Source organism: Georgenia sp. Z2081 (genome assembly GCF_055326445.1).
This window is the reverse complement of sequence record NZ_JBUZNK010000007.1, coordinates 185,735-210,802: the sequence shown is the minus strand read 5'-3', so window position 1 is coordinate 210,802 and position 25,068 is coordinate 185,735. Positions and strand designations below refer to the sequence as shown.

Below are 25,068 nucleotides of genomic sequence, written 5' to 3'. Positions count from 1 at the left end.
GGGTACGGGTCAGCGTGCGCTGCCCTCGGCCGAACCGGTCGTTCCCGCGGGGGTGGTGAGGATGCAGATGCCCTCACGGTCGTTCGCCTGGTCCCAGGTCTCCTGGGTGGGGGTGAGCAGCTGAGCCGCGAAGACGCTGGTGGCGTAGTCGATGCCGACGTACTCCTCGAACGCCGCCTCGCACTCGGCCTCGAGCTCGCTGGCGACCTGCTCCGCACCCGGGAACTCGTCGCCCTCGAAGGTGTGGACGACGTAGACCTCACCGGTGTGCTCCTCGGTGCAGTCCACGACGGGGAGCTCGGAGACGGTGCCCTCCCCGCCGCTGGTTGCTGCGTCCATGTCGAGGCACTGACCGACCTCGAACTGCTGGACGGTCGACGTGCCGCCCTGCGGTGCGTCGGTCTCCTCCGTGGTGGGTTCCTCGGTGTCCTCCGTGGTCGGTTCCTCGGTCTCGTCCGTGGTGGGCTCCTCGGTCTCGTCCGTGGTGGGCTCCTCGGTGTCCTCCGTGGTGGGCTCCTCGGTCTCGTCGGTCGGCTCGTCCGTGCCCTCCTCCGGTGGCGCCGACGAGGTGGCCTCGTCGGTCGGCCCGCCGGTCGCGCTCTCGTCGTCGTCGCCGGAGAAGAACAGGAAGTACGCGCCGACGGCGAGCGCGGCCGCGACGAGCAGGCCGATGATCGCCCACAGCCAGCCCTTGCCGCCTGAGCCCCCAGAATCCGGCCCGTCGTCACCAGGGCTGCCGGGGCCACCGGGCCCACCAGGTCCGGGCCCGTAGCCGGGTTGCCCGTAGCCGCCCTGGGCCGGATAGCCTCCGGCCTGGCCGTAGGCGGGCTGCTGGCCGTACGCGGGCTGCTGGCCGTACCCGGGCTGCTGGCCGTACGCGGGCTGCTGGCCGGACCCGGGCTGTTGCCCATAGCCGCCCTGCCCGGCAGCGCCCGCGCCCTGGTCCCATCCACCGTTGGCCGGGTACCCGGCCCCCTGGTCGAAGCCGCCCTGTTGCGGGTTCCCGCCGGGCTGGCCCCACGACCCGTCGTTCGACATCGTGCCCTCCTACGTCGTCGTGTGCTGCACCCGAGCCCGGCCCTCCGGTCGGCCCCCGTCGGCAACGGATGCCTGCCAACGATATGTGCCGCTGACCAGCGCCGCAGGGATGTTCCCGTCCGGGGTCCCGTGGGTCTCGTCGCGCTGCGGGCCCGCCCCCGCCGCGGCTACCGTGCGAGGTGCATCGATCGTCGACGACGACAAGGAGAACGCCGTGCCCGGACCAAGGATCATGATCGTCGGCAGCACGATGACCGACCTCGTCTCCTACCTCGATCGCATGCCGGACCGGGGGGAGACGGTGTTCGGCAAGGACTTCGCGCAGGGCTTCGGCGGAAAGGGTGCCAACCAGGCGGTGATGGCCGCGCTCCTCGGCGCGCAGGTGACGATGGTCTGTGCCGTCGGGACGGACTCCTTCGGCCGGGACACGATCGAGAACTTCCGGTCGTCCGGGATCGGCACGGACTTCATCGTCGAGGTGGACGACACCCACAGCGGGCTGGCGATGATCCTCGTGGACCCCGACGGCGACAACCGGATCGTGCTCGCGCCCGGTGCCAACGAGCTGCTCACCCCGGACCACGTCGATGCCGCGTTCGACGGCTCGCCGGCCCCCGATCTCGTGCTCAGCCAGCTCGAGGTCCCGCAGGAGACGATCTGCCGCGGCTTCGAGCGCGCCCGTCGAAGCGGTGCGACCACGGTCCTCAACCCCGCCCCCGCCGCCCCGGTCGATCCCGAGCTGCTGCGGGTGACCGACTGGGTGGTGCCCAACGAGACCGAGCTCGCCATCCTCCTCGAGGCCGAGACGGGGCGGACCGTGGGCGACCTCGAGGCCGACGCCCTCACGTTCGCCGACCGGATCGACGCGTCGCTGGTGGTCACGCTGGGGGAGCGGGGCGCGCTGCTCGTCCGCGACGGCGTGGCCGAGAGGTTCGAGGCGCCCGCGGTCCGCGCGGTGGACACCACCGGTGCCGGGGACGCCTTCTGCGGCGGGTTCGCGTACGCGCTCGCCGGGGGCGCCTCGCCGGCGGACGCGATCAGGCTGGGCACGACGCTGGCGTCGGACTCCGTCACTCGCCGTGGGACTCAGGCCTCTTACGCCCGCGGCGAGGGGCTCGACCGCCTGCTCGAGCGGTCGTAGCGGTCGACCGTGGCCGACACGAGGGCCGCGGACGCGCCGTGGTTATACCGGTGGCTACAGCGGGTCGTAGAAACCGGTGCCCCCGGCGGGGCTTGAACCCGCGACCGACGAATTATGAGTTCGCTGCTCTGACCGGCTGAGCTACAGGGGCGCATGGCCGCCACCGATCCGCGCGAGCGGACCTCGTCGGCCACGGCGGCCCATCCTAGTTCGGCGACGGAGGTCCGGGCGCCCACCTCGACGGACTCCTGTGCGACGACCTGCGCACCGCGTCCGGCCCCGCGCGGTGACCCCGGCCCTGCACGCCACGTCCGACGCCGCGCCACGTCTGGCCCCGCGCCACGTCCGGCCACGCGGGCCCGCTCCGGTCCGTCGTCGGGGCCTACTCTGAGCGCCGGGCGTCCACGCGAGAGCGCCCGAGACCTGGACGGAGACCGACATGGCTACCCGCACCCTGACGCTCACGCGCGACATCGCCGCGCCGCCCGACGCCGTCTGGCAGATCCTCACGGACCCCGCCGGCAGCGAGCAGGTCCTCAGCGGCGTCAGCTCCATCGAGATGCTCACCGACGGTCCCTATCGCGTGGGAACCCGCTGGAAGGAGACCCGCTCCTTCATGGGCGGCTCGGAGACTGAGGAGATGTGGGTGACGGCGGTCGACGAGCCGCGCTCGACCGTCCTCGCCGCCGAAGCGCGCGGCGCCACCTACGGGACGACCTTCCACCTCGAGCCGATCCCTACGGGCACGCGGCTCACCATGGAGTTCGGCGGGGAGGAGACGGACGGGGGCCTGATCAAGCGCGTCCTCATGACGGTGCCGAACCGGCTCGGCCTGATGATGGCGAAGAAGATGATGAGGCAGGACCTCGTGGACATCGCTGCCGCGGCGGAGGCCCGCCCCTCGTCGTGAGGTCCCGGCGCTGTGCGGCGCCGCACCGGCACCGCCGGCAACGCCGGCGCCACGTAGGTTGGGACCATGCGCCGTCGTCGCCCGCTCCCGCCCGCCGAGATCCGTGCCCACCTGACCAAGGCCCCCGTCCTTTCGGCCGCCGAGCTCGAGGACGGCACCTGGGCCGTCGCCACGCCGTCGGCCCTCACGCTCGTCGACGCCGAGGCCGTCCGCTCGCGCACGCCGTGGCACGAGATCCTCCACGCCCGCTGGGACGGAGAGACACGCGTCTTCACGGTGACCTACGTCGACACCACGACCCCGGCCGCCGAGCTGCGCACCAAGGACGACGACGTCCAGGCCCTCGCCGACGCCGTCCGCGAACGAGTGACCTCCTCGCTGGTGCACACGGTCCGCCGCGAGCTGCCCAACCGCTCCGAGGTCCAGGTCCACGTCCGGCGCGGGGAGGCCGGCGAGCTGATCTCCCAGACGACGACCACCGGCCCGCTTGCCGGTGACACCGCGGAGGCCGAGGCGATCCTCGCGGCGGAGGCGGAGGCGCGCGGCGCCGTCGGCCTGGGTGAGTGAGGCTGCCACCTGTCGTGTCGGCTCGACACCGGCTCGCGGGAGCGCGAAAGTACGAGGCATGACTGTCGACGACGACTTCCTCACCGCCCTGCCCAAGGTGGAGCTTCACCTGCACATCGAGGGCACCCTCGAGCCCGAGCTCCGCTTCCGGCTCGCCGAGCGCAACAACCTGGCCAACCCGTTCGAGAGCCCCGCGGCGCTGCGCGAGACCTACGACTTCGACGACCTTCCGTCCTTCCTCGCCGTCTACTACGAGGGCATGAACGTGCTGCTCACCGAGGAGGACTTCTACGACCTGGCACGGGAGTACCTCGAACGCGCCGCCGCGCAGAACGTGGCCTACGTCGAGATGTTCTTCGACCCGCAGGCGCACACGTCGCGGGGCGTGCCGTTCGACGTCGTGATCCGGGGTCTGCGGCGTGCGCAGATGGATGCCGAGAACCGTCTCGGCGTCCGTAGCGCGCTCATCATGTGCTTCCTGCGGGACTTCGAGGCGGGCTACGCGATGGCGACGCTGCTCGAGTCGCTGCCGTACCGCGAGTGGATCGTCGGGGTCGGCCTGGACTCAGACGAGAAGGGGAACCCTCCGGAGAAGTTCGCAAAGGTGTTCGCTCGCGCACGCCGCGAGGGGTACCGGCTGACGATGCACTGCGACGTCGACCAGGAGAACTCGATCGAGCACATTCGTCAGGTGCTCCACGAGATCGGCGTGGAGCGCATCGACCACGGGACGAACGTGCTCGAGGACGAGGAGCTGACGCAGGAGGTGATCGTGCGCGGCATCGGGCTGACCTCGTGCCCGATCTCCAACACCTTCTGCGGCGACGGCACCAAGGCCGCCGAGATCCGGCGCTGCCTCGAGCTCGGCATCAGGATCACGATCAACTCCGACGACCCGGCCTACTTCGGCGGCTACGTCCAGGAGAACCTCGCCGTGCTGGCGGAGGAGGCCGGGTTCACGCCAGCCGAGCTCCTCCAGCTGGAGCGCAACGCCGTGGACATCTCCTGGGCGCCGCCCGCCGTCAAGGACGACATCCGCGCGCGGCTCGACGCCCTGGCGTAGCACGCGACCGGTCAGCTGGGCGGCCGGCAAGCGGACGGCCCTCGGTGCCCCGGTAGAAACCGGAGCACCGAGGGCCGTCCGTCGCGCTGCGTTCGGGAGGTCAGCCGACGACGTCGGCCGGCACGTGACGCTCGTCGGCCGGCCCCCGGTCGGTCGGGTCGCGCGGACGGTCAGCACGCGCTCGATCGGTCGGGCCGTGCGGGACGTCCGCGTTCCCGGCGGGGCCCGTCGTCGGGGCCGGGCCGCCCTCCGCGATCGGCGATCCCTCGCCTCGTCCGGCGTCGTCGTGCTCCTCCTGGTCCGTGGGGGTCCGGATGAACCAGGCCAGCACCGCGGCGACGAGCGCGAAGCCCGAGGCCACGAGGAAGCCCGTCTGGGCGCCCGGCTCGCCTGCGGCGGCCTTCGGGAGCCCGTCGTCCGTGCCCGCGCCGAGGACGGCGGAGTACAGGCCGACGAGCACCGCGACGCCCGCGGCACCGGCCACCTGCTGCAGAGTGTTGAGCACCGCCGAACCGTGCGGGTACAGCGCGCGGGGGAGCGACCCGAGCGACGCCGAGAACAGCGGCGTGAAGGACATGGCCAGGCCCAGCGAGATGCCGGTCTGGACCACGACGATCAGCCACACCGGCGTGGCCTGGCCGATGGTCCCGTAGAAGAGCAGCCCGGCCGTCAGCAGGGTCGTGCCCGGGACGAGCAGCGCGCGGGGGCCGCGCGCGTCGTACGCCCGGCCGATGACCGGCGCGAGCAGCCCCATGACGAGCGAGCCCGGCAGCAGGACGAGGCCGGACTGCAGGGCGTCGAGCTGGGCGACGTCCCGCAGGAACAGCGGCAGCAGGTTGAGCGTGCCGAACATGGCCAGCGCGACGATCGCCATGATGGCCACGGCCACGGTGAAGTTCCGCGAGGTGAACACCCGCAGGTCGAGCAGCGCCCGGTCCGACCGCTGGAGCGCGAGCTGGCGCCACACGAAGAGGGCGAGCACGACGAGCCCGACGGCGAGGATCGTCAGCGCGAACCCGGTCGTCGACATCCCGACCCGAGCGGCGAGCCCCGCCTCGCCCTCGGCCGCGAACTGGCTGAGCGCGAACACGGTGCCGCCGAAACCGAGGGCCGTGAGAACGACGGACAGTGGGTCGAACGACGGCCTCGACGTCTCGCCGAGGTTGGTCATCCAGCGGGCGCCGAGGAACAGCGAGACGAGGGCGATGGGCAGGACGATCGCGAAGAGCCAGCGCCAGCTCAGCGCCTCCAGCACGGCGCCGGACAGGGTGGGGCCGATCGCCGGGGCGAGCGAGATGACCATGCCGACCAGGCCCATCATCCGCCCGCGGGAGCCCGGCGGGACGACGTTCATGATCGTCGTCATCAGCAAGGGGAGCATGATGCCGGTGCCGGTGGCCTGTACGACGCGGCCGGTGAGCAGCAGCGGAAATCCGGGTGCCACGAGGCAGATCAGGGTGCCGAGCGCGAACAGGCTCGACGCCGCGAGAAACACCTGGCGGGTGGTGAACCGCTCGAGCACGAACCCCGTGGTGGGAATGACGACCGCCATCGTCAGCATGAACGCGCTGGTCAGCCACTGCCCGAGCTCGGGGTCCAGGCCGAGGTCCCTGTTGAGGTCGGGCACGGCGATGCCCATCGTCGTCTCGTTGAGGATGGCGACGAAGGCGGCGACGAGCAGCAGCCAGATGACCTTCATGCCCTGCGGGTCGATGGCCTCGTCCGGGCGTGAGGAGGTGGTGGCGGCGGGTGACATGGGACCTCCAGGAGGACGGGCGGTGCGGAGCGGCGCTCGCCGCTCGTGGCCGGGAGCGGCAAGGCGTCGGAGGTCGGCGCGGGACGTCGACGGACGGTGGTGGCCCGATAGGTGCGGGGCGTGAGCCGGGCACGGACCGGCGGGCCGCGGACGACCCTACGACCGAACCGATGGCGGGGCGAGAACATTCCGGGCCGGGCACCGACAAAGGCCCGGGACCGTGGTGGTCCCGGGCCTTCTCGGCTCCCGCGGCTGGACTCGAACCAGCAACCGTTCGATTAACAGTCGAATGCTCTGCCATTGAGCTACGCGGGATCGTGCGACGACCGACTCTAACAAACCCGGGGGCGGCCCCAGGGGCAGAATCCCGCCCCGCGGGCGACCTGTGGGCAGACTCACCGAGCCGGACCCAGGGGGTGGGGGACGAGCGCCGGGCGCGCCCCCGCGCCGGTGAAACAATGAGCCCCATGGCCATGCGTGAGATCAGGACCGTCGGCGACCCCGTGCTGCGCACCGTGTGCGACCCCGTGACGGACATCGACCACACCGTCAAGCAGCTCGTCGAGGACCTGTGCGAGACCGTCGACGACGAGGGGCGCGCCGGCCTGGCCGCGAACCAGATCGGGGTCTCCCTGCGGGCGTTCTCCTGGAACATCGAGGACGAGATCGGCTACATCCTCAACCCCACGCTCGTCGCCGTCGACGAGGAGCACTACCAGGACGGCGAGGAGGGCTGCCTGTCGGTCCCCGGCCTCTGGTACCCCACCGAGCGTGCCTGGTACGCGCGTGCCGAGGGCATCGACGTCGACGGCAAGAAGGTCGTCGTCGAGGGGGAGGAGCTCATGGCGCGCTGCATCCTCCACGAGCTCGACCACCTCGACGGCATGCTGTACCTCGACCGCCTCGAGCGCTCGGTGAAGAAGAAGGCCATGAAGGCCGTGCGCGAGATGATGGTCTGACAAGCCCGGTGTCGCCCGGGCCCGCCCCCGGCTTCCGTGACTGGGTCCACACGGTGATCTGAACCGTACGGACGGTACAGTTTTAGGTCGTGACGATGACCGGACGCACCTCCACCACCGCAGCCTCGCGGCGCTGGCTCCTGCTGGCCACCGTGAGCGTCGGCCTGCTGCTCATCACGCTCGACAACTCGGTGCTCTACACGGCGCTGCCGACCCTGACCGCCGAGCTCGACGCGTCTGCATCGCAGGCGCTGTGGATCATCAACGCCTACCCGCTCGTCATCGCGGGCCTCCTCCTCGGCTCCGGCGCGCTGGGGGACCGGATCGGCCACCGGACGATGTTCCTCGGCGGCCTCGTCGTCTTCGGCGTCGCCTCCCTCGCGGCCGCCTTCGCCCCGACGGCGGGCGTCCTCATCGCGGCGCGGGCCTTCCTCGCGGTGGGCGCCGCGGGGATGATGCCGGCAACTCTCGCGCTCGTGCGCCTCGGCTTCGACGACGTCCGAGAGCGCAACTTCGCGATCGCCGTCTGGGGCAGCATCTCGATCATCGGCTTCGGCATCGGCCCGATCATCGGTGGCCTGCTGCTCGAGCACTTCTGGTGGGGATCGGTCTTCCTCATCAACGTGCCCGTGGTCGTCGTCGCGCTGATCGTCACCCCGCTCGTGGCCCCGCGCGCGCCGCGGGACCCGTCGAAGTCGTTCGACGTCCCCTCCTCGATCCTGGCGCTGGTCATGCTCAGCGGCGCCGTGCTCGCGATCAAGGAGGCGTTCCACCAGCCCCAGGCCTGGGGGACTGTCGCCGCGGCGGCCGCCGTCGCCGTCGTCGGCGGTGTGCTGTTCGTCCGCCGGCAGCGGCGCCTCGCCGACCCGCTCCTCGACTTCACGGTGTTCCGCAACCCGGCCTTCTCCGCCGGGGTGCTCGCGGCCGTCACCGCCATGTTCGTCATCGGCGGCGTCCAGCTGCTCACCACGCAGCGCTTCCAGCTCGTCGCGGGCTACTCGCCGCTGGAGGCCGGGCTGCTCGTCACCGCCGTCGCGGCCGGCTCGCTGCCGACCGGGCTTCTCGGCGGCATGATCCTCCACCGCGCCGGGCTCCGGCTGCTGATCTCCGGCGGCTTCACGATCGCCACCCTGGGCCTGGTCGTGACGATCGCCGGGGCCCGCTCGAGCCTCGCCCTGCTCGTCGTCGGCCTCGTGATCACCGGCCTCGGGCTCGGCGCCTCGATGTCCGTCGCCTCGACGGCGATCCTCGGCAACGCCCCGCCGCGGCGGGCCGGCATGGCCGCCTCCGTGGAGGAGGTGAGCTACGAGTTCGGCGGACTGGTGGCCGTCGCCGTGCTCGGCAGCCTGTCCTCCCTGCTCTACACGGCGCGCGTCTCCCTGCCCGCCGGTGCGCCCGAGGCGGCCGGATCGAGCATCGGAGAGGCGCGAGAGGTCGCCGGTACGACCCCCGGCCTCATGGAGGCCGCCTCCGCCGCCTTCGACGACGCCTACGCCGTGGTGCTCGCCGTCGTCACCCTGGCCCTCGCCACGACCGCGGTCGCGACGGCGCGGATGTTGCGTCACCACGGCCGCGGCTCCCGCGCCAGCACCTACGAGGGGAACGAGTGATGTCCCGGTCCAGCAAGCGTGCCGCCGTCCTCGACGCCGCCTTCGCGATCGTCGGCCGCGACGGCGTCCGTGCGCTCACCTACGAGGCGCTCACGGTCGAGACCGGCCTGACCAAGGGCGGCCTGCTCTACCACTTCCCCTCACGAGAGGCCCTCCTCGAGGCGATGCACGAGAGGGTCGGCGAGCAGTGGCACACCGAGATGAGCCGGCACGCGGAGGACGTCGCGGGTGCCACGCCGACCGAGGCGGCCAGGCTCGGCGCCTACGTCCGCAGCACGGCCGCGTCCGCGACGCGCGCCGAGCTGCGCCTGCTCCTGGAGTCCGCGGACGAGGGCGGCCTGCTGCTGCCGTGGCGGCGCGTGCTGGAGGACTGGGCGCCCCGGGTACCCGACCCCGACGACGACGCGGCCGTCGACCGGTTCGTCGCCCGCCTGGCCGCCGACGGCCTCTGGCTCTACGAGTCGCTGACCGCCGAGGAGCTGACCCCGCCGGTGTGGGAGCGGCTCGTCGCGCGCATGATCGACCTGGCGGGGGCTCGGGACGACGGCCCGCCCGACCGCGGGCACTCGGACACCTGACGCACGGACCGACGACGCACGGACCGCCGACGCACGGGCGGCCGAAGCGGTGTGCAGCCGCGTGGGCGATCACCGTGGCGACCAGGTTCGGGTCCGCATTGACCAATGGTCGGGTTTACTCGACCATACGGGTATGACCGACCGTTCGAGCTCGCCCGACTACGACCTGCCGGACTCGCTCGAGCTGGGCACGCCCGCCCAGTACCGGGCGCTGTTCGAGGAGACGCGCGCCGAGATCGTCAACCACCTGCTGCAGCGCGCGGCCACCACCTCGGAGCTCGCCGACGTGCTCGGTCGACCGAAGGGGACGGTGGGGTACCACCTCGACGTGCTCGCCCGGGCCGGCCTCGTGCGCGTGGTGCGCACGCGCATGGTCCGTGCGATCAAGGCGAAGTACTACGGGCGTACCGCCCGGACCTTCTACTACCACTCGGTGGGGGAGGCCGTCGGTCAGGCCGGACGCACGGTGGCGAGGGTGGCCGCCGAGGTCGACGCCGTCCCGTCCGGCCGGGAGGAGGAGGTCCAGGCCGCCGTCCGGTACGCGCGGATCCCGGCCGAGCGTGCCGCGGAGTGGTACCGGCGGCTGTCCGACCTCCTCGTCGAGCTCACCGCCGAACCGCGCGCGGGTGACACGACGTACGGGGTCGCGTTCGCCCTCTACCCGACCGAGCGGCGCTCGACGGGCGACGACGACGGAACGGCGCGGTGAGCGTCGACGGGTCCGCGGCGGGCGATCCCTCCGGGCCCGGGCGGCCACGCCTCGGGCGCAACTACGCCCGGTTGTTCGCCGCCTCGACCGCCGCCAACCTCGGCGACGGGCTCATGGCGATCGCCGTGGTCTGGCTCGCCTCCGCGCTCACCCGCGACGCCGCCGTCATCGCCCTGGTCGGCCTCGCCTCCCGGATCCCGTGGCTCGTCTTCTCGTTGCCGGCCGGCGTGCTCACGGACCGGTTCGACCGCCGAGCGATCGTCGGGTGGATGGACCTGCTGAGGTGCGCTGTGGTGGTGCTCTTCGCCGTCGTGCTCGCTGTGGCACAGGAGGGCGTGCCCACACCCGAGGAGCTCGCCGCCGGGGCGGCCGAGCCCACGAACGGTCCGCTGCTCGTCGCGGGGCTGTGCCTGCTCGCCCTCGTGCTCGGGTTCGCCGAGGTCCTGCGGGACAACACGGCGCAGACCCTCATGCCCGCGATCGTCGACGATCGCCTGCTCGCCAGGGCCAACGGGCGCCTGTGGGGCGCCGAGGTGACGATGAACCAGTTCGTGGGCCCGCCGCTCGCCGGGGTCCTCCTCGGGGTGGCGATGGTCCTGCCGTTCGTGGGAAACGCCGCACTGCTTCTCCTCTCGGGCCTCCTCGTGCTCTCACTGCGCGGGTCGTTCACGCCCACGGGCGAGCGGACGACGGGACGCGTGCGGTGGCGGGGGGAGATCGCCGACGGCTTCGGGTGGCTCTGGCGACGCCCGGTCATGCGGTCGCTCGCCCTGGCGCTCGGTGCGATGAACCTGGCGAGCTCACTCGCCGGGATCGTCCTCGTCCTGTTCGCCCAGGAGGTCCTCGGGCTCTTCGACGGGTGGGCGTTCGGCCTGCTGCTGAGCGGAGCTGCCGTCGGGGCGGTCATCGGGTCACTCGCGGCCGACCGGATCGGCGCGGCGCTCGGTGACGCCCGTGCGCTCCTGGTGAGCGTCGGAGTCATGTGCCTCACGCTGGGGGCCGTCGGCCTGCTCTCGACGGCGTGGCTCGTGTGGGTGGCGCAGCTGCTCTCCGGCGTCGCGGTGGTGCTGTGGAACGTCATCAGCGTGACCCTGCGCCAGCGCATTATCCCGGACCACCTGCGCGGTCGGGTCAACTCCGTCTACCGCTTCTTCGGCTGGGGCACGATCTCGATCGGTACCCTCCTGGGCGGGCTGCTCGTCACGTGGCTCGAGCCCGGGCTCGGCCGGGAATGGGCGCTGCGCACGCCGTTCCTCCTGGCCGGCGCGGGCTACCTGGTGATGATGCTGTACGTGGCGCGGACGGTGACCGCCGACCGGCTCGCGGCCGCCGGCGCGGTGCCCGGGACGGCAGGTGGCGTCGCGGAGCAGGTCCCACCTGGTGACCCGGGTGACCCGGCAGGCCACGGTGATCCTGCGGGCCCGACCGGGCACTGATCTCGTCACACCTGCATCACCAACCTCGTCCATCACACCCGTCCGTCGCGACTCTGGCGCAATGCCGCCGACTCGTGCATCCTGGTGCTGTTCCGCCGTGGATCATGTTCAGCCCGGTTCCTCGTGAGGCCGTTGGGGAAGACGTCCCTCGCACACGAACCAGGAGGCTCGACATGAGTGGTGCCTACACCCGCGGCGTTGTCTTCGTGCACTCCGCGACCCGTGCGCTGTGCCCCCATGTGGAGTGGGCGGCCGGCCAGGTCCTCGACGCGCGCGTGGCGCTGGAGTGGACCGAGCAGCCCGCCGCGCCCGGACTCCTGCGCGCCGAGCGGTCCTGGGTCGGCCCCGTCGGGACCGGCGCGCGCCTCGCCTCCGCCCTGCGCGGCTGGCAGCACCTGCGCTACGAGATCACCGAGGAGGCCGCACCGGGCTCCGACGGCGGACGGTGGTCGCACACCCCCGAGCTCGGCATCTTCTACGCCCAGACGGACTCACACGGGAACGTCGTGGTGCCCGAGAACCGCGTGCGCGCAGCGCTCGAGCACGGGACCGACCCCTCCCGGCTGCGCCACGAGCTCGACCTCGCTCTGGGCCAGGCCTGGGACGACGAGCTCGAGCCGTTCCGGTACGCGGGCGCCGGTGCGCCCGTGCGCTGGCTGCACCGGGTGGGGTGACCCCGGGTGAGGCGACCCGCCGGACGCCGCGTGCCGCCCGGAGCGCACCGGCACCAGCGGCCGACGCCCTTCCGTAATGGCACCGCGTGCCATAGCCTGCTGGGACATGCCTCGGCAGGCACCGACGCCCGCCGGGCCGACGGAAGGAGCACGCCATGGCAGGCCGTCTCGAGGGCAAGGTCGCCTTCATCACCGGAGCAGCGAGGGGACAGGGCCGCAACCACGCCGTCCGTCTCGCGCAGGAGGGCGCCGACATCATCGCCGTCGACGTCTCCGAGCAGATCGACACGGTCCCGTACCCGACCGCGACCGCCGAGGACCTCGCCGAGACCGTGCGTCAGGTCGAGGCGCTCGACCGGCGCATCGTCGCTCGCGAGGTCGACGTCCGCGACCTCGCGGCGCTGACCGCCGTCGTCGACGAGGGAGTGGCCGAGCTCGGCCGCCTCGACATCATCCTTGCCAACGCCGGCATCAACACGATGTCGCCCACGCTCGAGATGGACGAGCACATGTGGCAGACGATGATCGACATCAACCTCACGGGCGTCTGGAAGACGGTTCGCGCCGCGGCGCCGCACATCGTCGCCGGCGGCAACGGTGGGGCGATCGTCATCACGAGCTCGCTCGCGTCGATGAAGGCGAACGCCAACATCGCCCACTACACGGCGGCGAAGGCCGGCGTCGTCGGGCTCATGAAGGTCCTCGCAAAGGAGCTCGCCCCGCAGAGCATCCGGGTCAACACGATCCACCCGACGACGCTCGCGAGCCCGATGATTCTCAACGACCCGACGTACAAGCTCTTCCGCCCCGATCTCGAGAGCCCCACGCGCGAGGACTTCGAGGAGGCGGCGCGGCAGATGAACATCATGCCGACGGCCGCGCTCGAGCCGGACGACTCGTCCGAGGCGGTGCTCTACCTGGTCTCCGACAGCGGGCGGTACGTCACGGGCATCGAGCACGCCCTCGACGCCGGGGCGCGCCTGGGCTGAGCTCGTTGGTACGGAGCCGGCGCCGTCGTGAGTCCACGGGTCCGAAGGTCCGCTCCGCACCTCACGCCGGTGCGGTCTGTGCGCCGAGGTGGATGACCAGGCCGTCAGGGTCACGCACGTGGGCGACGCGCTCGCCCCAGGGCATGTCGCTCGGTGCGCCCTCGTCGCCGGCACCGGCGTCGATTGCCCGGCGATAGCTCTCGTCGACGTCGTCGACGTAGAACCACAGCTCCGTGCGCCGGTCCGGCGGAGGTAGCTCGGTGCTGACGCCGATGCCGAGCTGCATGCCACCCACGTCGAGCGCGACGTAGACGTCCCGGCCGTCCTCGCCCGGGTAGCGGTACGTCTTCGTCGCCTCGAACGCTGCCTCGTAGAAGGCGACGAGCGGCTCGATGGCGTCGCTCGTGAGGATGGGAAAACCGCTTCTGACGGCCATGCCGGGAAGCGTACGATGCGGTACGTCGTCCCGCGACCTGAAGACGTGCGACCGGAACTCGAGGAGGAAGGGCGGTCGGTCATCCCCGTCATCCGGATCGAGCTTCCGAGTACGCGCGTCGCCGCTCCGAAGGTGCTCGCGCTCTATCAGGCCGGTGCTCGCGACCGCGCCCTGGAGGACGAGGCCGTCGAGGGCGCTTGCCGGCTCGGCCGGTCACCGTCCGGCGACGTCCGGTTCGTCGGGGTGATGAACGGCCAGCCGCCCCGACTGGCGTTCGACGTCGGGACGGACAGCGAGGTGCGGTGAGCGCCGGCCGTCAGACGCTGCCGACGAGGAGCGCGGCGTTGTGGCCCCCGAACCCGAACGCGTTGTTGAGGGCCGCCAGTGGGCCGGTGCCGGGCAGGTCGCGCGGCGTGTCACGGACGACGTCGACGTTGACGGCGGGGTCGAGGTTCTCGATGTTGATCGTCGGGGGAGCGGTGCGCTCCTTGACCGCGAGCACGGCGAAGATCGTCTCCAGCGCGCCGGCGCCGCCGAGCAGGTGCCCGGTCATCGACTTCGTGCCCGAGACCGTGACGTGCTCTCCGAAGAGCCGGCGGACGGCCTCTGCCTCGATGGTGTCTCCCACCGGGGTGGAGGTGGCGTGCGCGTTGACGTGCACGACGTCGGACGCCGCGAGCCCGGAGTCCTCCAGCGCGATGCGCATCGCCCGCTCCTGCCCCTGGCCCGACGGGTCGGGGGGAGCGACGTCGAACGCGTCGGCCGTCATCCCCACGCCGAGCACCTCGGCGTGAATCGTGGCGCCGCGGGCGGCCGCGTGCTCGGCCGACTCCAGCACGACGATGCCGGCGCCCTCTCCCATGACGAAGCCGTCGCGGTCGACGTCGTAGGGGCGTGAGGCGGCCTGCGGGTCGTCGTTGCGCGTCGAGAGCGCCTGCATCTTCCCGAACGAGGCCATGGTGACCGGGTGGATCGCGGACTCGGTGCCGCCGGCGATGACCACGTCGGCGATGCCCTTGCGGATCATGTCGACCCCGTACGCGACGGCCTCGGCGCCGGACGCGCAGGCGGACACGGGCGCGTGCGCACCGGCGCGTGCGCCGCGCTTGACGGAGATGCTGGCGGCGGGGGAGTTGGCCATGAGCATCGGGACGGTGAGCGGGAGGACGCGGCGGGCGCCCTTCTCCCGGACGGTGTCCCACGCGTTCAGCAGCGTGTGGATGCCGCCGATGCCGGTGGCCACGACCACGCCGAGTCGTTCGCCCTCGACGTCGGGCTCGCCGGCGTCGGCCCACGCCTCGTCGGCCGCGACGACGGCGAGCTGGCCCGACGGGTCGAGCCGGCGCGCCTCGGGGCGCGGCAGTACCTCGAGGGGGTCGACCTTGACGGTGCCGGCGAAGGTGACGGTCGTCCCGTAGGTCTCGGTCCAGTCGTTGTCGAGGGGCGCGACGCCGGAGGTGCCGGCGAGCGCGGCGGACCAGGTCGACGCGACGTCGCCGCCGATGGGGTTCGTCGTCCCCATGCCGGTGACGACGACCTGGCGGCGTGCGGTGGACTGCTCGGGCACGGTTCCTCCTCGGGTGCGCGCCGGAGCGGCGCGATGGTTCGGCCCCCTTCGCGGGGGAGCGGTCGGGGGCGCCTGGCGGGGCCCCCGACCGGTGGTCAGGACTGGGCCCCGACGATGTACTTCACGGCGTCCTGGACCGTCTTGAGGTTCGCGACCTCGTCGTCCGGGATCGTGACGCTGAAGCGCTCCTCGGCGAGGGTCGCGATCGTCATCATCGACAGGGAGTCGACGTCCAGGTCGTCGGTGAACGACGCCTCCGGCTTGACGTCCTCGACCGGCAGCCCGGTCTCCTCGTTGACGATCTCGGCGAGGCCCGTGAGGACCTCCTCCTCCGTGTGTGCCATGTGCTTCTCCTGGTTGGGTTGAACGTGGACGGGGGTCAGTGTGGCAGGCGCGGGCACCGGATCACGGCACCACCACCACCTGTGCGGCGTAGGCGAGGCCCGCGCCGAAGCCGATCTGCAGCGCGATGTCGCCGCTGCTCGCCTGTCCCTCGCGGATCAGGCGCTCGAGCGCGAGCGGGATCGAGGCGGCCGAGGTGTTACCGGTGTCGGCGATGTCCCGTCCGACGACCACGTCGTCGCGCAGCCCCAGGTACTTCACCATGTGGTCGATGATCCGCATGTTCGCCTGATGAGGGACGAACACGTCGATGTCCTCGGGGCGCAGACCCGCGGCCTCGATCGCCCGGCCCGCCATCTTCGTCATCTCGAAGCTCGCCCACTTGAAGACGGTGGGCCCCTCCTGGCGCAGCGTCGGCCAGGAGCGGTCCGCGTCCGGGTCGTCCGAGCGGAACGTGGACCAGGGGTGGGTCTGGGCGATGACGTCGGCCTTGGACCCGTCCGAGCCCCACACCGTCGGACCGATCCCCGGGGTGTCCGAGGGGCCGACGAGGGCGGCGCCGGCACCGTCGCCGAGGATGAAGCTGATCGATCGGTCGGTGGGGTCGATGTACTCGCTCATCTTCTCCACGCCGATGACGAGCACGTGCTCGGCGGTGCCGGAGCGGACGAGGGCGTCGGCCTGGGCGATGCCGTACGCGTACCCGGCGCACGCGGCGGAGATGTCGTAGGAGGCCGCCGGGTTCGCGCCGATCCGGTCGGCGACGATGCCCGCGAGCGATGGCGTCTGCGTGAACCAGGTGACGGTGCCGACGATGACGGCGTCGACGCTCGTCGCCGGGACGCCGGCCGAGGCGAGGGCCGCCTCGGCCGCCGACGACGCCATGTCGGCAACCGTGGTGCCGGGGTTCGCGTAGGTGCGCGTGACGATGCCCGTGCGCTGCTGGATCCACTCGTCGGAGGAGTTGATCGGCTCGACGATGTCGTCGTTGGGGACGACGTTCTCGCCGCGGAAGCCCCCGACGCCGAGGATCCTCGCGTGAGGGTTCGGCGGTGCGGTCCTGAGTGCGGGGCGGCTCATGAGGCTCCTTCGGTGTCCGTGTCGACGAGCTCGACGGCGGCGGCCAGGTCGTCCGGGGTGGACAGGGCGCGGGCGGTGACGCCCGGAAGGGTGCGCCTGGCCAGTCGGGTGAGCACGCCGGCAGGGGCGAGCTCGACGGCGGCGCGCACCCCCCGGGAGAGCATGGTCTCGCAGCACAGGTCCCACCGGACCGGGTGGGCGATCTGGGCGACGACGCGCTCGAGCGCCTCGACGCCCGAGGTGACCTCGACCCCGTCCCGGTTGGACAGGAGCGACACGCGCGGGTCGGCCGCGGCGAGGCCGCCCGCGGCGGAGCCCACGACGTCGACGGCGGGACGCATGTGCTCGGTGTGGAATGCGCCGGCGACGGCGAGCGGCACGACCCGGGCCTTGGCGGGCGGCTGCTCGGCGAACGCGGCGAGCTGCTCGAGGGTGCCGGCCGCGACGATCTGGCCGCCCCCGTTGACGTTGGCGGCGGTCAGCCCGGCCGCCTCGATGGCGGCGGTGACCTCCTCTGCGTCGCCTCCCACGCAGGCGGACATGCCCGTGGGCGTGACGGCGGAGGCGTCGGCCATGGCCCGGCCGCGGACCGCGACGAGACGCACGGCGTCGACGTCGGACAGGACGCCCGCGATCGCGAGTGCGGCGAGCTCGCCGACGGAGTGGCCGGCGGTCAGTGACGGCACGAACCCTGGCGAGCGGGCCTCGAGCGCCCGGAACGCGAGGATCGAGGAGGCGACGATGAGCGGCTGGGCGAGCGCCGTGTCCTTGATGGTCTCCGCGTCGGCGTGCGTGCCGAGGTCGGCGAGGTCGAGGTCCGCGGCGGAGGACAGCTCGTCGAGCAGAGCGGCGGAGCTGGGGTCCTCGAGCCACGGGGCGAGCATGCCCGGCGTCTGGGCCCCCTGGCCTGGGGCGAGCACAGCGATCATCGGGCCAACCTACCGCCGGAGCGACGGCAGGTCAGGGCTCCGCCTACGTGTCGGACGCCTCGCAGGGGGTTGCGCCGCGGGGACCGGTACGGGCCTCCGAACGGGCGACACCGTGGGTGAGACCGGGAGCACTCGCTCACCGAGCGAGTTCGGTCGTGGCCGCTATCCTGAGGAGCATGTCCCTCGCGCGCCGTCCTGCTCTCCTGCTCGCACTGCTGCTCGCCACGACCGACCACGGCCACCACCGGCCCGCCCACGAGCAGGCGCCCGACCCGCGCGAGGAGCAGCTGCGGGCGCGGCTCGAGGAGGACCCGAACGACACGGTCGCGTTCAACGAGCTCGCGGAGATCGTGCGCCGCCACGGCTCCCAGTCCCGCGCGGCGGACCCGTTGACCGCGGACGTCCCGCAGTCGGACCCGCGCTCGGCCGACCTCGCCGTGTGGGCGCTGGCCGAGGAGCTCGCCGGTCGGCCGAACGCCTGGTACCCGCTCATCGAGCTCGCCCGACTCTCCGTGGAGGACGACCTGGACGGCGCCAACCGGCGCCTTGGTGCGGCCTGCGCGCGCGAGGGGACAGGTCTCGCGCTCGCCGAGTCCGTGTGGGTGCTCCGGGAGTCCGGGCACCCCACCCATGCTCATGCGCTCGCGACCGCTCACTGGGACGCCGAGCAGCACGTGCCCGCGGCCGGCCGGCAGATCGTGCTGGCCGCGATCGAGTCCGAGCGCTACGAGGACGCCGAGAAGTACCTCGAGCTCCTGGATGCGCACGAGGACGAGGAGAGCGCCGCCGTCGTGACCGAGCTGCGCTCGGTGCTCGAGGACGCCCGCAACCAGTAGCCCTCGACATCATCGAGTGTGCGGTTCTCGACCCTCGAGCGTGCGGTTGGGCTTGTCGAACCTGCGGTTCGTCGGGGCTCCATCTCGGCGGGGACGGCGCGGGCGCCTGCGGGTGTGGACGGCCCAGGTTGTGCACAGGGTGAGCGGTAACCGCCCACCGCGTGGGCCGGGCCGCTAGCCTCGGCTGCATGACGCGACCAGGGGGGCGCCGTCGGCGTCGGTTGACCGCACTGCTGCTCGTCGGTGCGATGGGACTGGCCGGCTGCGGTGGCGAGGGCGACGACGACGCGGACGAGACGCAGCGACCACCGGTGCGTGTCGGACCCGACGACGAGGCCGAGTCCGGGGAGACACCGTCCGACGGGATGACGGAGACACCGTCGGAGTCGTCGAGCGGTCGTGAGTCCGGTTCAGCCGGGGCCGAGGTCAGCACCGAGGACATCGAGTGGACCGAGTGGGAGCTCGAGCGCCGTGCGCGGCCCGCGCCCGAAGCGCCCCCGGAGATGGACGACGACGGCGAGGCCGGCGCGCTGGCGGCGGCGCATTACTTCGTCGACCTGATCGAGCACCTGACTGAAACCGGCGTAACCGAACCGTTCGTGGAAGTGTCGGGTGACGAGTGCGGATACTGCTCGTCATTGGTTGATTCGACCGAAGAACTTTCGATCGATGGCAGATATATCGACGAGTACGTGGTTCGGATCGACGAGGCGTTCGTCGATCCGCCTACCGAGGACCACCCTGACTGGTTCGTTGAATTCGAAGCTGTGGAAGAGGCGCGTTCAGTAGTTGATGTTCATGGCGATCAGCTGGAAACATTGGATGAAGAAGCAATTTCGCTCCACATCTTCCTTCGTCTCGTCGACGGCGAGTGGCTGTTCGTAGCCGGCGGATACTCGCAAGATGGAGACGAGACTCCGTCATGAGGTGGTGGACGGCGGTATCGGCAGGTTGCGTAACATTACTTGCGTTGACTTCGATTCAAGCGACGGCGCTTGCGGCTGATGGCGACTCTTATGGGGTAACTGGTGGAGTAGTCGACGATGGCGTGGACGTCGCCGTTGCGGAGCGATCGAGGTCCACGAGTTCTAGGGACCCGAGCAGGGCCGCGGGCGGATCTGGTGATGCTCCGGGCGGACACGGCGCCCCCGCCGAAGCCCAGCGCGCGTTCGTTGCGCTCGGTCTCGGCAAGGGGAACCCGGGGTTCTACGGCTCGCAGATCGGGCAGTGCACGAGCGTGATGGAGCAGGGGACAGGCTCGACGTGCGCACTCGAGGCGCCCTGGTCGGTCTCCCGTCCGCAGGCCGACGTGCCTGCGGCACCCGGGCAGGACCCCGTCGTCGTGACGGTGTCCCGGTCCGAGGCGGCGAGTCTGCTGGTCAACACGGGGGAGGCGATGATGGACGGTCGGTGGCAGCTGGCGAACATGCCAGTCCTGCTCTGGACGACGGCGGACGAGCACATCGTGTCCACCGAGCTTCTCGGACAGCAGGTGGATGTGCGGTTCACGCCGGTCGAGCACGTGTGGGACCCGATGGACGGCAGCGCACCGTTCTCCAGCGGGGACGACCCGGGCGCCCCGTATCCCGCGCACACGGTGTCCTATCCGTACTCCGACGGCCATGAGGCGATTCATGTCGAGCTCACCACCGTCTGGGAGGCCGAGTTCCAGGTGGGCGGCACGGGCGTGTGGGAGCCCATCGATGGAACGATCCCGATCACCACCAGCACGGAGGACTTCGAGGTACGTGAGCGCCAGGTGCGTCTCGTGCCCGAGTGCGCCGTCCACGACCGCTGCTGACCCCGTCCCGGTCACGGGCCCCATCGGGTAGTTCATCGCCTGCAGCGATCGAGCAGGGGGCCGGAGTCGCGGTCGTGCGCCTCCTCGAGCTTACGAGCTCCCGATCTTCGCGAGCTCGGCAGGCGCTACGTCAGGGACGGGGTGCGTCGTCGTCGACGATCGGGCCGGACGTCCGACGGACGCCGTACCGCTCACCGCATCGCCGGCACTACCCCCACGACTGGCGCAGCGAACGTGCGCGACGGGTATGGCGGACCTGCACGACGATGCCGACAACGGCCAGCACGAACTGACCGACGTACCACAGCGGTTCGTCGACGACAGCGACCCGGGTGTCGACGTAGTGGTCGAGGTCGACGTTGCCGAGCAGCAGCAGGAGACCGCTGACGGCGGCGCTCGCACCGGCCAGCGCACTGATGACGACGAGCACCAGGTCGGGCATGTCGGTGACGGCCGCGAGCAGGCCTAGTACGACGCCGCTGACCACGCCCACTGCCATGATCACCCACGGCTCGGAGACGCCCAGAGCCCCGGCGACGGTCCGGCCGAGCACGAATCCCATCGAGGCGAACCCCAGCACGACGGCGATCGAGAAGAAGACGAAGGCCAACCAGGAGAAGACCAGAGCGAGGACGACCGCTGCCACCCAGCCGGCCGTGCTCGCGAGGTACCCCTCGCCGGTCACCTCGGCAACCACCACCATGCCGAGCCCGAACCCGACCAGCGCGCCCCACAGGGCGAGCAGGACGCGCATAGCCCCGCGCCCGCGGAAGCACAGCAGCAGCCCGATGACAAGGGCGAGCACACCTACGACGACGTCACTCACACGGCTCTCCGTCCCTCTCGCGGTCGGGTCGGCCGCCCGGCGTACGGGCTGCCACCCCAGTGTCTCGCGCGCAAGCCCGCCCGTGTGGCAGGACCGACGTGGTAGCTACCCGCGTGCGGGAACGAGCCGGTCGAGCAGCTCGCGCACACCCGCGAGCCTCGGCGCATCCTCCTGGCGGGCGAGCACCGCGCCGTCGGGGTCGAGGAGGAAGAACGTCGGGGTCCGGGTGACGCCGAGAGCCTCGCCGAGCTCGAGGTGCCGGGTGATCTCCAGCTCGACGTGCCGCACGCCGGGCTCCTTGCCGGCGACCCAGGCGAGCAGTCCGCGCGTCGACCGGCAGGGCGCACAGAAGTTCGACGAGAACTGCACCAGGGTGGCACGCCCGCCCAGCGGTCCGCGGATGCCGAGCTCCTCGGCAGTGAGAACAGGTGCCCTGCCCGGTGACGTGCTCATGCGATGACGTGCTCCTTGTCGAGGGGCGCGGGGTGTGGATCGCGCTCCGCCTGGTTCAACGTCAGATTCAACCGTCGCGGACGCGCAGAATTCCGCGTCACGACCGGCCCCACCCGACCGCTGGGCAGCTGCTCAGACCACCTGGCCGGAACGTCACCACGCCCCGGGATCCGATCGCCGGATCGGCCGGCCGACCGCTCCGGCCACGGCAGTCGCGCACGGGGCCGGAATTACTGCTCGAGAGGTGCCAGCAGGCATCACCAGGTCGCACCACCGCTCCCACAGCGAGCGCGGTTCGACCGACCGCACTCTCGACCAGCGCCAACCGCACGCTCGACGACCGGAAACCGCACGCTCGACGAAGGGGGTGCGCAACGACGGGAGGGGCTCCCGGCCAGGTCGGCCGGGCGCCCCTCCCGTTGGTGTGCTGAGCGTGCGTCAGGAGTCGCCGCCGGCGGTGCCGGACTGGCCGGCCCGCGGGTTGAGCAGGTCGTACTTCTCGATCGCCTCGCGCACCACGGAGCCGTCCATCGACCCCTGCTTGACGAGGGCCTGCAGCGCCTTGACCACCATCGAGTGGGAGTCGATGAGGAACTGCCGGCGCGCGGCCGGCCGGGTGTCGGAGTAGCCGAAGCCGTCCGCCCCGAGCGTGTGGTAGTCGCCGGGCACCCACTGGCGGATCGAGTCCTGCACCTGGTGCTCGTAGTCCGAGGTGGCCACGAACGGGCCCCCGGCGTCCTCGAGCTTGGTGGTCAGGTACGCGACCTTCTGGTCCTCGGGGTTGAGGAAGTTGTGCTTCTCGACCTCGAGGGCCTCGCGGCGCAGCTCGTACCAGCTCGTCACGGACCAGACGCCGGCGCGCACGCCCCAGTCCTCGGCGAGGATCTCCTTGGCGTGCAGCGCCCACGGCACGCCAACGCCGGAGGCGAGCAGCTGGACCCAGGGCCCGTCACCCTCGGCCGGCGAGACCCGGTGGATGCCCTTGAGGATGCCCTCCACGTCGACGTCGTCGGGCTCGGCCGGCTGGACGAGCGGCTCGTTGTACACCGTGAGGTAGTACAGGACGTTCGGGTCGCGCTCGTCCTCGCCGTACATGCGGGTCAGGCCGTCGCGGACGATGTGCCGGATCTCGTAGCCGTACGCGGGGTCGTAGTGCACGAACGCGGGGTTGGTCGACGCCAGCACGGGGGAGTGCCCGTCCATGTGCTGGGTGCCCTCGCCGGCGAGCGTCGTCCGGCCCGCGGTGGCGCCGATGACGAAGCCCCGGGCCAGCTGGTCGCCCGCGGCCCAGAACTGGTCACCGGTGCGCTGGAAGCCGAACATCGAGTAGAAGATGTAGACCGGGATCATCGGCACGCCGTGCGTCGCGTGCGAGGTGCCCACGGCCTGCAGCAGCGACGCCGAGCCGGCCTCGTTGATGCCCGTGTGCATGATCTGGCCCTGCTCGGACTCCTTGTAGGAGAGCATGAGCTCGGCGTCGACCGGCGTGTAGTTCTGACCGGAGGTGTTGAAGATCTTCGCCGTCGGGAAGATCGAGTCCAGGCCGAACGTGCGGGCCTCGTCCGGGATGATCGGGACGATGTGGCGGCCCAAGCCCTTGTCCTTGATGAGCTCCTTGAGCAGCCGGACGAACGCCATCGTCGTGGCGACCTCCTGCTTGCCCGAGCCCTTGGCGAGAACCTCGAACGGCTTGTCCCCGGGCATCTCCAGGGAGGGCTCCGGCTCCCGGCGCTCCGGGACGAACCCGCCGAGCTCGCGCCTGCGCTCGAGCATGTACTGCAGCGTCGGGTCGTCCTCGTCGGGGCGGTAGTACGGCGCGTCGTACGGGTCCTCGAGCTGCTCGTCGCTGATCGGGATCTTCACCGAGTCGCGCAGCATCTTCAGGTCCGCGACCTGCATCTTCTTCATCTGGTGCGTGGCGTTGCGACCGGCGAAGTGCGGGCCGAGGCCGTAGCCCTTGACCGTGTGCGCGAGGATCACCGTCGGCTGGCCGGTGTGCTTCGTGGCGGCCGTGTAGGCGGCGAAGATCTTGCGGTAGTCGTGCCCGCCGCGCTTGAGCGCCCAGATCTCGTCGTCCGTCATGTCCTTCACCAGCGCCTTGGTGCGCGGGTCACGGCCGAAGAAGTGCTCGCGGACGTACGCGCCGTCGTTCGCCTTGAAGGTCTGGTAGTCGCCGTCGTTGGTCGAGTCCATGAGGTTGACCAGCGCGCGGTCCTTGTCGGCCTGCAGCAGAGCGTCCCACTCGCGGCCCCACACGACCTTGATGACGTTCCAGCCGGCGCCGCGGAAGAACGACTCGAGCTCGCGGATGATCTGGCTGTTGCCGCGCACCGGTCCGTCGAGGCGCTGCAGGTTGCAGTTGACGACGAACGTGAGGTTGTCCAGGCCCTGGTGGGCGGCGAGCTGGAGCATGCCGCGCGACTCGGGCTCGTCCATCTCGCCGTCGCCGAGGAACGCCCACACCCGCTGGTCGGAGGTGTCCTTGATGCCGCGCTCGGCCAGGTAGCGGTTGAACCACGCCTGGTAGATCGCACCGGAGGGGCCCAGGCCCATCGAGACCGTGGGGAACTCCCAGAAGTCCGGCATCTGGTGCGGGTGCGGGTAGCTGGGCAGACCCCGGCCGTCCTCACGGTGGCTGTACTCCTGGCGGAAGCCGTCCATGTCGGCCTCGGTCAGGCGACCCTCGACGTAGGCGCGGGCGTAGTTGCCCGGCGAGGCGTGGCCCTGCCAGAAGATCTGGTCGCCGCCGCCCGGGTGGTCCTTGCCCCGGAAGAAGTGGTTGAGGCCCACCTCGTAGAGGGTCGCCACGGACGCGTAGGAGGACAGGTGGCCGCCGACGGCGACGTCCGGCTTCTGCGCCCGCGCCACCATGACGGCGGCGTTCCAGCGGATCCAGCCGCGGTAGGTGCGCTCGACGTGCTCGTCGCCGGGGAAGTACGGCTCGTCCTCGACGCCGATGGTGTTGACGTGCGGCGTGGTGAGGTTGCCGGGGACGGCGATGTCGCGACGCCGGGCGTGGCGCAGCAGGTTGAGCAGGATGTAGCGGGCGCGGGGTCCCCCGCGGTCGTCGATGAGGCCGTCCAGGGACTCGAGCCATTCGGCGGTCTCGTCCTTGTCGATGTCCGGTACCTGGCTCAGCAGGCCGTCGATCAGCGGCCGTCCGTGATCAGTGGCAGTCACGTCATCTCACTTCCCGGGTGTGTGCGCCGAGGCCTCCGGCGCCTGCATATGGGCCACACCATCGTAGGCCGCCCCGTGTGGGCGGGCCCAACTTCCCGCCTGTACCCGATGAGGTGAGATGCCCGATACCGTGCGGGGTGACGTCGCGCGCTCGCGGGGCGTCCGCAGCGACCTCCGGGACCCCGGGG

Annotated in this window: 25 protein-coding genes and 2 tRNA genes; 15 read left to right on the top strand and 12 right to left on the bottom strand. The window is 71.5% G+C overall.

Annotated elements, in window-relative coordinates; all coding sequences use genetic code 11:
- Positions 1–9 precede the first annotated feature (9 nt).
- On the bottom strand, positions 10–1,038 hold the full coding sequence (locus ACZLKG_RS11365; RefSeq protein ID WP_425708990.1) for a septum formation family protein: 1,029 nt from the start codon (positions 1,036–1,038) through the stop codon (positions 10–12).
- Between the two features lie 85 nt (positions 1,039–1,123).
- Here ACZLKG_RS11365 and rbsK point away from each other — a divergent pair, with 85 nt between their 5' ends.
- On the top strand, positions 1,124–2,179 hold the full coding sequence (gene rbsK / locus ACZLKG_RS11360) for a ribokinase (RefSeq protein ID WP_463648781.1): 1,056 nt from the start codon (positions 1,124–1,126) through the stop codon (positions 2,177–2,179).
- A gap of 77 nt (positions 2,180–2,256) precedes the next feature.
- Here the strand turns inward: rbsK and ACZLKG_RS11355 are convergent.
- Positions 2,257–2,330: transfer RNA gene (locus ACZLKG_RS11355), tRNA-Ile, on the bottom strand.
- Positions 2,331–2,618: 288 nt separating this feature from the next.
- Here ACZLKG_RS11355 and ACZLKG_RS11350 point away from each other — a divergent pair.
- From ACZLKG_RS11350 to add, 3 genes are all read left to right on the top strand, one after another.
- On the top strand, positions 2,619–3,089 hold the full coding sequence (locus ACZLKG_RS11350; protein ID WP_425708988.1) for an SRPBCC family protein: 471 nt from the start codon (positions 2,619–2,621) through the stop codon (positions 3,087–3,089).
- Positions 3,090–3,155: 66 nt separating this feature from the next.
- Positions 3,156–3,656 carry a hypothetical protein gene (locus ACZLKG_RS11345; protein ID WP_463648780.1) on the top strand — a complete coding sequence of 167 codons (501 nt, stop codon included), beginning with the start codon at positions 3,156–3,158 and terminating at the stop codon, positions 3,654–3,656.
- Between the two features lie 58 nt (positions 3,657–3,714).
- Positions 3,715–4,719: an adenosine deaminase gene (gene add / locus ACZLKG_RS11340; protein ID WP_425708986.1), complete on the top strand. Its 1,005-nt coding sequence runs from the start codon at positions 3,715–3,717 to the stop codon at positions 4,717–4,719.
- A 100-nt stretch (positions 4,720–4,819) separates the two neighbouring features.
- Here the strand turns inward: add and ACZLKG_RS11335 are convergent, their stop codons facing one another.
- Positions 4,820–6,475: an MDR family MFS transporter gene (locus ACZLKG_RS11335; RefSeq protein ID WP_425708985.1), complete on the bottom strand. Its 1,656-nt coding sequence runs from the start codon at positions 6,473–6,475 to the stop codon at positions 4,820–4,822.
- Between the two features lie 243 nt (positions 6,476–6,718).
- Positions 6,719–6,790: transfer RNA gene (locus ACZLKG_RS11330), tRNA-Asn, on the bottom strand.
- Positions 6,791–6,942: 152 nt separating this feature from the next.
- Between ACZLKG_RS11330 and def the strand changes: the two genes are divergently transcribed.
- The 7 genes from def to ACZLKG_RS11295 all read left to right on the top strand — a co-directional run bounded on the left by def (position 6,943) and on the right by ACZLKG_RS11295 (position 13,430).
- Positions 6,943–7,434: a peptide deformylase gene (gene def, locus ACZLKG_RS11325; RefSeq protein ID WP_425708984.1), complete on the top strand. Its 492-nt coding sequence runs from the start codon at positions 6,943–6,945 to the stop codon at positions 7,432–7,434.
- 95 nt (positions 7,435–7,529) lie between these two features.
- Positions 7,530–9,044 carry an MFS transporter gene (locus tag ACZLKG_RS11320; protein WP_463648779.1) on the top strand — a complete coding sequence of 505 codons (1,515 nt, stop codon included), beginning with the start codon at positions 7,530–7,532 and terminating at the stop codon, positions 9,042–9,044.
- Positions 9,044–9,622, top strand: coding sequence for a TetR/AcrR family transcriptional regulator (locus ACZLKG_RS11315; protein WP_463648778.1), 579 nt, complete (start codon positions 9,044–9,046; stop codon positions 9,620–9,622). The genes ACZLKG_RS11320 and ACZLKG_RS11315 overlap by 1 nt, the downstream gene beginning before the upstream one ends.
- A 133-nt stretch (positions 9,623–9,755) precedes the next feature.
- Positions 9,756–10,331 (top strand): helix-turn-helix domain-containing protein, encoded by a 576-nt coding sequence (locus tag ACZLKG_RS11310; RefSeq protein WP_463648777.1) that lies wholly within the window; start codon positions 9,756–9,758, stop codon positions 10,329–10,331.
- Entirely contained in the window at positions 10,328–11,767 is a 1,440-nt protein-coding gene (locus tag ACZLKG_RS11305; protein WP_463648776.1) for an MFS transporter, read from the top strand. The genes ACZLKG_RS11310 and ACZLKG_RS11305 overlap by 4 nt, the downstream gene beginning before the upstream one ends.
- A gap of 173 nt (positions 11,768–11,940) precedes the next feature.
- A complete protein-coding gene (locus ACZLKG_RS11300) occupies positions 11,941–12,441 on the top strand; it encodes a DUF3145 domain-containing protein (protein ID WP_425708982.1) in 501 nt (166 codons plus the stop codon).
- A 155-nt stretch (positions 12,442–12,596) separates the two neighbouring features.
- The gene (locus ACZLKG_RS11295) at positions 12,597–13,430 is read left to right on the top strand and encodes a mycofactocin-coupled SDR family oxidoreductase (protein WP_463648775.1); all 834 of its coding nucleotides are present in this window, start codon (positions 12,597–12,599) and stop codon (positions 13,428–13,430) included.
- A 61-nt stretch (positions 13,431–13,491) separates the two neighbouring features.
- Here the strand turns inward: ACZLKG_RS11295 and ACZLKG_RS11290 are convergent, their stop codons facing one another.
- Positions 13,492–13,866, bottom strand: coding sequence for a VOC family protein (locus tag ACZLKG_RS11290; protein ID WP_425708980.1), 375 nt, complete (start codon positions 13,864–13,866; stop codon positions 13,492–13,494).
- Positions 13,867–13,911: 45 nt separating this feature from the next.
- Here ACZLKG_RS11290 and ACZLKG_RS11285 point away from each other — a divergent pair, with 45 nt between their 5' ends.
- A complete protein-coding gene (locus tag ACZLKG_RS11285) occupies positions 13,912–14,172 on the top strand; it encodes a hypothetical protein (RefSeq protein ID WP_463648774.1) in 261 nt (86 codons plus the stop codon).
- Between the two features lie 10 nt (positions 14,173–14,182).
- Here the strand turns inward: ACZLKG_RS11285 and ACZLKG_RS11280 are convergent, their stop codons facing one another.
- From ACZLKG_RS11280 to ACZLKG_RS11265, 4 genes are all read right to left on the bottom strand, one after another.
- On the bottom strand, positions 14,183–15,433 hold the full coding sequence (locus ACZLKG_RS11280; RefSeq protein ID WP_463648773.1) for a beta-ketoacyl-[acyl-carrier-protein] synthase family protein: 1,251 nt from the start codon (positions 15,431–15,433) through the stop codon (positions 14,183–14,185).
- 95 nt (positions 15,434–15,528) lie between these two features.
- Positions 15,529–15,777 (bottom strand): acyl carrier protein, encoded by a 249-nt coding sequence (locus tag ACZLKG_RS11275; protein WP_425708977.1) that lies wholly within the window; start codon positions 15,775–15,777, stop codon positions 15,529–15,531.
- 61 nt (positions 15,778–15,838) lie between these two features.
- On the bottom strand, positions 15,839–16,855 hold the full coding sequence (locus tag ACZLKG_RS11270; RefSeq protein ID WP_425708976.1) for a beta-ketoacyl-ACP synthase III: 1,017 nt from the start codon (positions 16,853–16,855) through the stop codon (positions 15,839–15,841).
- On the bottom strand, positions 16,852–17,784 hold the full coding sequence (locus ACZLKG_RS11265; protein ID WP_463648772.1) for an ACP S-malonyltransferase: 933 nt from the start codon (positions 17,782–17,784) through the stop codon (positions 16,852–16,854). The genes ACZLKG_RS11270 and ACZLKG_RS11265 overlap by 4 nt, the downstream gene beginning before the upstream one ends.
- A gap of 176 nt (positions 17,785–17,960) precedes the next feature.
- Here ACZLKG_RS11265 and ACZLKG_RS11260 point away from each other — a divergent pair, with 176 nt between their 5' ends.
- The 3 genes from ACZLKG_RS11260 to ACZLKG_RS11250 all read left to right on the top strand — a co-directional run bounded on the left by ACZLKG_RS11260 (position 17,961) and on the right by ACZLKG_RS11250 (position 20,421).
- Positions 17,961–18,620 carry a hypothetical protein gene (locus tag ACZLKG_RS11260; RefSeq protein WP_463648771.1) on the top strand — a complete coding sequence of 220 codons (660 nt, stop codon included), beginning with the start codon at positions 17,961–17,963 and terminating at the stop codon, positions 18,618–18,620.
- A gap of 188 nt (positions 18,621–18,808) precedes the next feature.
- On the top strand, positions 18,809–19,546 hold the full coding sequence (locus ACZLKG_RS11255; RefSeq protein WP_463648770.1) for a DUF6318 family protein: 738 nt from the start codon (positions 18,809–18,811) through the stop codon (positions 19,544–19,546).
- A 314-nt stretch (positions 19,547–19,860) separates the two neighbouring features.
- Positions 19,861–20,421: a hypothetical protein gene (locus ACZLKG_RS11250; protein WP_463648768.1), complete on the top strand. Its 561-nt coding sequence runs from the start codon at positions 19,861–19,863 to the stop codon at positions 20,419–20,421.
- 208 nt (positions 20,422–20,629) lie between these two features.
- Here the strand turns inward: ACZLKG_RS11250 and ACZLKG_RS11245 are convergent, their stop codons facing one another.
- The 3 genes from ACZLKG_RS11245 to aceE form a co-directional block, all read right to left on the bottom strand.
- Complete coding sequence (locus ACZLKG_RS11245; protein ID WP_463648767.1) at positions 20,630–21,247, bottom strand: DUF4203 domain-containing protein; 618 nt, start codon at positions 21,245–21,247, stop codon at positions 20,630–20,632.
- 105 nt (positions 21,248–21,352) lie between these two features.
- The gene (locus ACZLKG_RS11240; protein ID WP_425710227.1) at positions 21,353–21,700 is read right to left on the bottom strand and encodes a TlpA family protein disulfide reductase; all 348 of its coding nucleotides are present in this window, start codon (positions 21,698–21,700) and stop codon (positions 21,353–21,355) included.
- A 438-nt stretch (positions 21,701–22,138) separates the two neighbouring features.
- Complete coding sequence (aceE, locus tag ACZLKG_RS11235) at positions 22,139–24,880, bottom strand: pyruvate dehydrogenase (acetyl-transferring), homodimeric type (protein WP_425710228.1); 2,742 nt, start codon at positions 24,878–24,880, stop codon at positions 22,139–22,141.
- Between the last annotated feature and the right edge of the window lie 188 nt (positions 24,881–25,068).